General features: G+C 64.6%; 9 protein-coding genes. 4 read left to right on the forward strand and 5 right to left on the reverse strand.

The annotated features are described in order from the left end of the window. Positions 1 to 79 precede the first annotated feature (79 nt). The 5 genes from EV286_RS22845 to EV286_RS32785 all read right to left on the reverse strand — a co-directional run bounded on the left by EV286_RS22845 (position 80) and on the right by EV286_RS32785 (position 3,979). A complete protein-coding gene (locus EV286_RS22845; protein WP_132959446.1) occupies positions 80 to 1,819 on the reverse strand; it encodes an SLC13 family permease in 1,740 nt (579 codons plus the stop codon). A gap of 89 nt (positions 1,820 to 1,908) precedes the next feature. Then, the gene (locus tag EV286_RS22850) at positions 1,909 to 2,610 is read right to left on the reverse strand and encodes a phosphoribosyltransferase (RefSeq protein WP_132959490.1); all 702 of its coding nucleotides are present in this window, start codon (positions 2,608 to 2,610) and stop codon (positions 1,909 to 1,911) included. Positions 2,611 to 2,625: 15 nt separating this feature from the next. After that, positions 2,626 to 3,417, reverse strand: a complete 792-nt coding sequence (locus EV286_RS22855; protein WP_245500796.1) for a pseudouridine synthase — start codon at positions 3,415 to 3,417, stop codon at positions 2,626 to 2,628. A gap of 191 nt (positions 3,418 to 3,608) precedes the next feature. After that, on the reverse strand, positions 3,609 to 3,857 hold the full coding sequence (locus EV286_RS22860) for a hypothetical protein (RefSeq protein ID WP_132959448.1): 249 nt from the start codon (positions 3,855 to 3,857) through the stop codon (positions 3,609 to 3,611). Further along, positions 3,854 to 3,979, reverse strand: coding sequence for a hypothetical protein (locus tag EV286_RS32785; protein ID WP_281041104.1), 126 nt, complete (start codon positions 3,977 to 3,979; stop codon positions 3,854 to 3,856). The genes EV286_RS22860 and EV286_RS32785 overlap by 4 nt, the downstream gene beginning before the upstream one ends. 173 nt (positions 3,980 to 4,152) lie before the next feature. Here EV286_RS32785 and EV286_RS22865 point away from each other — a divergent pair, with 173 nt between their 5' ends. The 4 genes from EV286_RS22865 (at position 4,153) to EV286_RS22880 (ending at position 7,307) form a co-directional block, all read left to right on the forward strand. Beyond that, complete coding sequence (locus tag EV286_RS22865) at positions 4,153 to 4,869, forward strand: response regulator (protein WP_132959449.1); 717 nt, start codon at positions 4,153 to 4,155, stop codon at positions 4,867 to 4,869. A 3-nt stretch (positions 4,870 to 4,872) separates the two neighbouring features. Beyond that, positions 4,873 to 6,216 carry an ATP-binding protein gene (locus EV286_RS22870; protein WP_132959450.1) on the forward strand — a complete coding sequence of 448 codons (1,344 nt, stop codon included), beginning with the start codon at positions 4,873 to 4,875 and terminating at the stop codon, positions 6,214 to 6,216. Between the two features lie 87 nt (positions 6,217 to 6,303). Continuing rightward, a complete protein-coding gene (locus tag EV286_RS22875) occupies positions 6,304 to 6,831 on the forward strand; it encodes a hypothetical protein (RefSeq protein ID WP_132959451.1) in 528 nt (175 codons plus the stop codon). Positions 6,832 to 6,893: 62 nt separating this feature from the next. Further along, complete coding sequence (locus tag EV286_RS22880; protein ID WP_165932914.1) at positions 6,894 to 7,307, forward strand: SH3 domain-containing protein; 414 nt, start codon at positions 6,894 to 6,896, stop codon at positions 7,305 to 7,307. Positions 7,308 to 7,476 lie beyond the last annotated feature (169 nt).

A 7,476-nucleotide genomic window follows, 5' to 3' on the forward strand; every position in this document is an offset into this window, starting at 1 on the left:
TCCTTCTTGCATCGCGCCGCCGGATGCTTCCGGCTGGACCCTTAGTTCGCCCGTCGCTCATGTCAAGCAACGGCATGCGCTAAAGCCAACACAGATCGATCAACAGCAGGGTCAATATATAGCCGAAGACGGCGAGCGGCCAACCGGCGCGCAGGAAATCGCTGAAGCGATAGCCGCCGATGCCCATGGCGAGCGTATTGTTGTGGTGGCCGAAGGGCGTCAGGAAATCGAGAGATGCGCCTGCGGCGACCGCAATCAGATAGGCGCCGGGGCTATGGCCGGCCGTTCTTGCGAGTTCGAAGGCGATGGGGATCAGGATGATCGCGACGGTCGCGTTGTTGACGAAAGGCGTGATCGCCATTGCGAGCAGAAGCAGCACGGCGATACCGACCATCGGCTCGGATACGGGGAAATGAAGGCTGAGCCAGTCGGCGAGTGCTGCCGCCGTGCCCGTTGTTCCCACGGCGGTTCCAAGCGGGATCATCGCCGCGAGCATGATGATGATCGGCCAGTCGAGGTCGGCCATCGCCTGGCGGATGTTGAGATGACCGAAGATCGCAAGCGCAAGGACAACGCAGGCAAAGGCGATGTCCGGCGTGAGCAGGCCGAATGCCGATGCGGCAACGCCCGCGACAAAGATCGCGACCGGTCGCCACGAAAGGAGCGTTAACGGCTGCCGTGGCACGGTTGGCGCGAGCGGCAGGCACTCGCATTCCTCCAGCGCTTCCGCGATCGCTTCCCGCGTGCCCTCTATCTGCAGGATATCGCCGATCGAAAGACGCTGATCAGCAAAACCTCCCTCGACGCGGGCGGCGCGATGGGAAAGGCCCGTCACCGCGATGCCGCGGCTGTGAAAGACGTCGAGCGAGCGGATGCGCGACCCGACCAGCGTGCTTTCCGGCATCACGACGGCCTCGGTGCGGATCAGGTCGGAACTCTCCGGGCCGAGCCTTTGGGACAGCAGCATGCCGGCTGCAGCGAGGCTGTCGATAATTGGGCCGGTACTCTCGAGAAGCAGGACGTCGTTTTCCTTCACGACCGCCCGTTCCTTTGCGCCGAGGAGGGAACCGTCGCGGAAGAGGGCGTGCGGGGCGATGCCGAATTCGGATGGAAGGTCGGCAAGCCGGCGGCCTGCAAGCGGAGATCCGACCGGCACTTTCCTTTCGGTGACGATGCGGCGGCCGGCATTCGCGATCCGGCGGGCGCTGCCTTCGCCCGGCAGGAGGCGCGGCACCGCATAGGCCGCGATCAATATGCCGAATGCTGCGACGGGAAGGCCGACGAAGGCGAAGTCGAAGAAATGGAACCCGGCGCCGGTCGACTTCGCAAGCGCATCGCTGACGAGAAGGTTCGCAGGCGTGCCGATCAGCGAGACGAGGCCGCCGAGCAGGGCCGCGAAGGAGATGGGCATCAGCAAGTGCCGCCGCGGGATGGAGGTCGTGTCGCTGAGCCGGAGCGCCACCGGAAGGGCGATGGCAAATGCGCCGATATTGTTCATGAACACGGAGATGAATGCGGTCATCGCAGACAGGCCCGCAATCGCGCGGAAACGACCCATGCTCGCTGTCGCCAGTCGCTCTGCGACCACTGCAAAGAGCCGGGCACGCGCGAGCACCTGCACGATCATCAGGATTTCGATGACGGTGATGACGGCGGGATTGGCGAACCCTGCGAAGACGCCCGTGACGGGATAGAAGCCGAGCGCGTAACCGGCGAGAAGCCCGGCGATAGCGACGATCTCTATGCGGAACCGGTCCAGCGAGAAGAGAACCAGCATCACGGCCAGAAGGATCAGGAGAGCTACCTGGTTCATCGACATGAGCGGGTCCGCAATCGCCATCGCTTGCCCGGAAATGTAACCGTTCGGCGATCCCTGTACAGGGAGATTGCGGGCTACATTGCTGATTTCTACGCGGAGCGGACACCCGCAGGTTCGGCGGTGCGCCAGCCGTCGGCCCCATCCCGCTGCAGCAGCGGTGTCGAGAAGACGCCGATCGTCCGTTCCGCCCAGGCGGGGTCGGCGGCATGCAGCCGCTCGCGCCAGCGGTCGGACTGCAGCATTGCCGCGCCGATCGATACAGGCTCCACGTCGCAAAGCCGCAACATGCCAAGTCCGGCAAGGATGGATGTGCCGCTCGAAATCACGTCATCGATCAACGCCACGCGGCGGCCTTCGATCAAGGGGAGCATGCGCGGATCGATGTAGAGCCGCTTTTCCTGCGTCGGCGTGGTGATGGAGGACAGCGAGACGGACAGGTCTTCGCGGTACCAGAACTTGCGCGAGGTTCCGAGAGGAACGTAGCGGTCGTGTCCGAGCGCCCGGGCGACTGCGCCGGCAAGCGTCAGTCCCAGCGTCGGCAGGCCGACGACGACATCGATCGCGAGCGGTCGCAACCTCTCGGCAAGGGCGGCAGCGAGCGCATCCTGCACGGCGAAGCTCGCCTGGTTGATGATCAGCGAGGCAAGGGCATGCTCCCCGTCCGCAAGCGGGCGGATCGGAAGGCGCAACTGCCGTCCGTCGGGCAGTTCGGCCACATAGAAGCCCGCATGCGCGCCTCGGTCAAAACTGCCGGGCGTGTGAAGCTCCTGCCAGAAATCCTGGGGGGCGATCGTTTCCATGTCGTCTTATCTTTCGATGCCGGCGCGGCGGCGCAGGCCCTTCATCTCGATCTCCGTCAGCGGCCGGACAGCGCCCTTCGGTAGCTCCCCAAGCACGAGGTCACCGATCGCGACGCGCACGAGGCGAAGGCACTCGACATCGAGCGCCTCCAGCATGCGGCGGATCTGGCGGTTGCGACCCTCGTTCAACTCCACCTCGATCCAGGCATTCCTGTCGCCTGTCCTCAGCGAACGGACGGAGGTCGCCTTCAGCAATTCGCCGTCGCAGACGAGGCCTGCCGTCATGCGTGCCAGCATCTCGTCGTCCATGATCGGGTTGACTTGGACATGATAGGTCTTGGCGACATGGCTGATCGGATCCAGCAGTGCCTGCGCGAGATGCGTATCGTTGGTGAAGAGCAGCAGGCCTTCGCTCGCCTTGTCGAGCCGCCCGATGGGCGAGAGAAACGGTCCGTCGAAATCCCGGAGGCAATCATAGACCGTGGGACGCCCCTCCGGGTCGTTCCGGGTCGTCACAAGCCCGCGAGGCTTGTTTAGCATGACGCAGATCTTCTTTTCGGCCGCGACGGCAGCACCATCCACGGTGATGCTGGCGACGTCGAGGCGCACCCAGGCGGAGGCGTCCGTGACGATGCGCCCGTCGACGCCGACCCTGCCGGCCTCGATCAGCCGTTCGGCCTGGGTTCGCGAACAATATCCGAGCTTGGAAAGCGCGCGCGGCAGGGTGACACGCTTGTCCTGTGCGCTCTCACCGGTCCGCGTGCGTTCACGGGATTTTTGCGGTGGGCGCCTGTTCACTCTGCCATTCCTGCCTTGCTCCTTCACGGTTGTACCGTTCATTTCGCATGGTTGAGAGCCGCGCGCCAGAGGCAAGGGACCGAAATGACGGCTGGACCCGCGCGGGGAATGGCGCAGGTCCAGCCGTTCAGCCGGAGCGGGACAGGACAAGGTCGGGGAGACATGTCGTCAACCACCTCCGGCGCCGAGCATCATTGCTGTTGTTGCGGTCGGGATGCAGCAATGGTGCTCATGGTAGTCTTGCAGTCCGGCGAGAACCGCACGGAGGTCTCGCGGATGCATCGGGCGAGCCGCCCGCCGCCAGGCAGAATGCCGGCGCAGTGTTCGCGGATGTCGGCCCCGCAGGCATTGCGCAGCGTGGCCCTCTCGTCGGGCGTCAGCTGCTCCGCCGAGGCATCAAAGGCGCAAAGAAGCGCGATTGCGATCGCCAGATGTCTCATCGCTCTCGCTGCCGGGCGCCGCCGCGTTTCGTCGTCACCATGTCGTCGCGTGTCCGGGCGTCTGCGGTCGGACGACCCAGAAACAGGGTGGCCGTACCGGCCGTCGTCATCGACTTCTTCATTTCAAGATCCTCGTCGTTGGCCGTGGCAGCGTCACTTGCCGTGCTTCGAACACAACAACGATGGGGGATCTATTTTTCGCGAGTTTTTCAGAAACGGGGGAATTTGTTACAGTTTGTAACTGCGTCGCTTTGCTTGTTGTCAAGCCGGGTTTCGGCAACGCATTGATCGGGATATGGCTCCAGCAACACTTCTACTGGTCGAGGACGACCGCGAAATACGGGCACTGCTCGAGGAGTTCCTCAGCCGCGAGGGCTTTGCCGTCGAGACGGCGGAGAGTGCCGCGGCCATGGACCGCGCCCTGACAAGGGGGCTGCCCGATCTCGTGGTCCTCGACGTGATGCTGCCCGGCGAGGACGGGCTTTCGGCCTGCCGCCGGCTGAGGGCGCGCAGCAGCGTGCCTATCCTGATGCTGACCGCCAAGAGCGAGGATATCGACCGTATCCTCGGGCTGGAGATGGGCGCGGACGATTATCTCGGCAAGCCGTTCAATCCGCGCGAACTGCTGGCGCGCATACGTGCCATCCTTCGCCGCTCGGGTACGCAGGGACGGGAGGATGCGAGCGCGCGCCGGCGCAAGAGCTTCGCCGGCCTCGTTATCGACCTTGACGGGCGCGCGATCGAAGCCGAAGGCGAGGGGCCGGTCAGGCTGACGACCGCGGAATTCGACCTGCTCGTCTGCTTCCTAGAGCGGCCGCGCCGGGTCTTGTCGCGCGACCAGCTGCTCGACTGGACGAGGGGGCGCTGCGCCGATCCCTTCGACCGGACGATCGACGTTACCGTTTCGAGGCTGCGCACCAAGCTCTCGCAATATCTGCCCGACGGCGCGCAGCTGATCACGACCGTCCGCAACGCGGGCTATCTCTTCACAGCAGATGTCAAGGACGTGTGAGCCATGAGAAAGCTCGGCCTCGTTTCCCGCATCATCCTGATCGTCGCCCTGGCGCTGTTTGCAATTCAGCTTGTCGCGCTGTTTGCGACCTCGATCAAGCAGGAGGCGCCGGTCCCCCGGCATCTTTCGCCGATGCTGCAGGTCGTGTCGGCGGTGCGCCTTTTCGACGGCATTTCGCCGGAAGCGCAGGAGCTTGCCGCACAAGCGCTGACCGCGGGTGGCGTCAATGTTCGTCTGGCCGATACCCCGCCGGCGGACGGCGGCGAGAAGCTGATGGATCCGGGTTGGCATCACCGCCTGAAGAGCGACCTTTCCGGCGAGACGAGGTTCCTGCGCGTGCGCGGCCTTCCGGAGCGGCCCAAGCAGTGGTTTTCGGTCGGCCGCGCCGACCGCACCATAGAGGTGACCGTGGGCATCACCGGAGGGAGGGTCGCGGTCTTCGACATTCCGGACACGCCGACCGTTCGCCTCCGCGGCATCCCCGTCGGTTTCATGGCCGGGTTGCTCGGCCTGCTCGTCGCTGTCATCGCCGTCTGCGCCGTGGCACGCGAGACGCGGCCGCTGACGCGGCTCAGCCGCCACGTGAATTCGCTCGGCAACGGCCTCACCCCGGTGAAAATCCCCGAAGAGGGCGCCTGCGAGCTTCGCAGCCTGATCCGCGCGATCAACGAAATGCAGTTGCGCATTGCCGCGCTCGTCAACAACCGGACGCTTATGCTGGGGGCGATCTCGCACGATCTCAGGACCTATCTCACGCGCTTCCGCCTGCGCATGGAGATGATGCCCGAAACGCCGCATCGCGAGAAGGCAATCGCCGATGTCGAGGCCATGGAGCAGCTGGTCGAGGATGCGCTCGGTTTTGCCCACAGCACCATCGTGGCCGACGAGAAGGAGGAGCTCGACCTCGCCGCCGCAGTGCGGTCGGCTCTCGACGAACGGCATGATAGCGCGGAGAAGGTCTCGTTGCAGCTGCCCGAGGGGGCGGTACCCGTCGCGATCAGCCGGACGGCGCTGCGGCGGGTCCTCGACAATCTCGTCGGCAACGCGGTTCGCTATGGCGGCAGGGCCGATATCACCGTCGAGCGCCGCAAGGGGCTCGCGCTGCTCGTGGTGGCCGACCGGGGGCCTGGCATTCCGGCGGAGAAGCGAAGGGAAGTTCTCGAACCGTTCGTGCGGCTCGAGGAATCCCGAAACCGGGAGCTCGGCGGGAACGGGCTTGGCCTGACCATCGTCAAGCAGATACTGGATGCGCATAACGGCCTGATCGCCTTCGAGGACAGGCCGGGAGGCGGGCTGACAGCAATCGTTTCCCTGCCGCTCATCTCCGAGAACCGCGCCGCCGCGTGAGCCGTTACATTTCGTTACGCGGCTGAACGATTGCCGCAACAGAGGCAGGTCACACTCCAATCCTCGCATCAACATCGAGGATCAGTCATGACATTCAGGACGACTGCTGCCGTTCTCCTCTCCGGCGGCTTCATGCTCGCATCGCATGGTCCTTCCCGAGCCCAGGACATCACGCCGCCCGCCGAGAGCTCACCCGGAGAAGGGCAGGCCCGCGATCTGCCGCTGCAAGCCGCCGGCGGCTTTGCCGGCTGGGGGCATTTCGGTCATGCGGGCCGCCTCGGCTATATGAAGGACCGCTACGATTCCGCACGGCTTCGCCTGCGGATCGGCATGGTCCTGTCGGCCCAGGAAACCGCAATCGGCATAAGAGCCGACCAACAGGCGGCCTGGCGCGCCTATACGCAGGCGATAATGGCGATGGTTCCCGAAAATGAAGTCGTGCATTCGATCGGCGCAAGCGAGGACGAGCCGCAGCAGGCTTTCGGCCGGGCCGAGCACGTCGCCGACGCGCTGATTGCCTACAGCAAGAAGGCGCAGGACCTGAAGCTGGCGGTGACCGAACTGCGCAAGCAGCTCACCGCCGAGCAGCTTGATCGCGCCCGCTTTCCCGGATGAGACGTCCGATGGGCAGGAAATCGCCGGAAGGAATATCCGGATGGAAGGCTGCGGGATCGGGCATGGCATTCGCAGCGGTCCTGGCCTCGGCGCTCGCGACGGCAGGTAGTGCACTTGCGGCGACGCCAGCGGTGTCGCGGACCGGCGTCAACCTGCGCGCTGGTCCCGGAACGGTCTATCCCATCGTCGTCGCGCTTCGCACCGGCGAACCGCTTGCCGTCCACGGCTGCCTCGCGGACCGGTCCTGGTGCGATGTCGGCTGGCGGGGCCAGCGCGGATGGGTCTCGGCGAACTATATGCAGGTGACGTACCAGGGCCGCGACGTGGTGCTTCGTCCGGCCATCGTACCCGTGGCAGGCATCGGGGTCGTCGAGTTCAACGACGCCTATTGGCAGCGTCACTATATCCGCAAGCCGTGGTATCGGCCCAATCCGCGAGTGACGCATCCCTGGCCGCATGTCTGGATCGTGCGGTGAAGGGGAGGGCTCAGGAATGGAAATGGGGCCGGCCGAAGGGGCCGGTCTCTTTTTTTGACCAGTTGGAAAAGGAATTTTGGGGCGCCTTCGACGCGATTGGTTATCCCCAAACTGGTCGCTCAAATTTCCCTTTTAAAATCAGCATGTTACAAAAATGTCAAAAAACTTT

Origin of the sequence: Rhizobium sp. BK251 (assembly GCF_004345245.1) — a bacterium.
GTDB lineage: Bacteria > Pseudomonadota > Alphaproteobacteria > Rhizobiales > Rhizobiaceae > Rhizobium.

Bases quoted from the DNA above. Each gene is read 5' to 3' on its own strand.
- EV286_RS22845 (WP_132959446.1), bottom strand. From the start codon at position 1,819: ATGTCGATGAACCAGGTAGCTCTCCTGATCCTTCTGGCCGTGATGCTG.
- EV286_RS22860 (WP_132959448.1), bottom strand. From the start codon at position 3,857: ATGAGACATCTGGCGATCGCAATCGCGCTTCTTTGCGCCTTTGATGCC.
- EV286_RS32785 (WP_281041104.1), bottom strand. From the start codon at position 3,979: ATGAAGAAGTCGATGACGACGGCCGGTACGGCCACCCTGTTTCTGGGT.
- EV286_RS22865 (WP_132959449.1), top strand. From the start codon at position 4,153: ATGGCTCCAGCAACACTTCTACTGGTCGAGGACGACCGCGAAATACGG.
- EV286_RS22870 (WP_132959450.1), top strand. From the start codon at position 4,873: ATGAGAAAGCTCGGCCTCGTTTCCCGCATCATCCTGATCGTCGCCCTG.
- EV286_RS22875 (WP_132959451.1), top strand. From the start codon at position 6,304: ATGACATTCAGGACGACTGCTGCCGTTCTCCTCTCCGGCGGCTTCATG.
- EV286_RS22880 (WP_165932914.1), top strand. From the start codon at position 6,894: ATGGCATTCGCAGCGGTCCTGGCCTCGGCGCTCGCGACGGCAGGTAGT.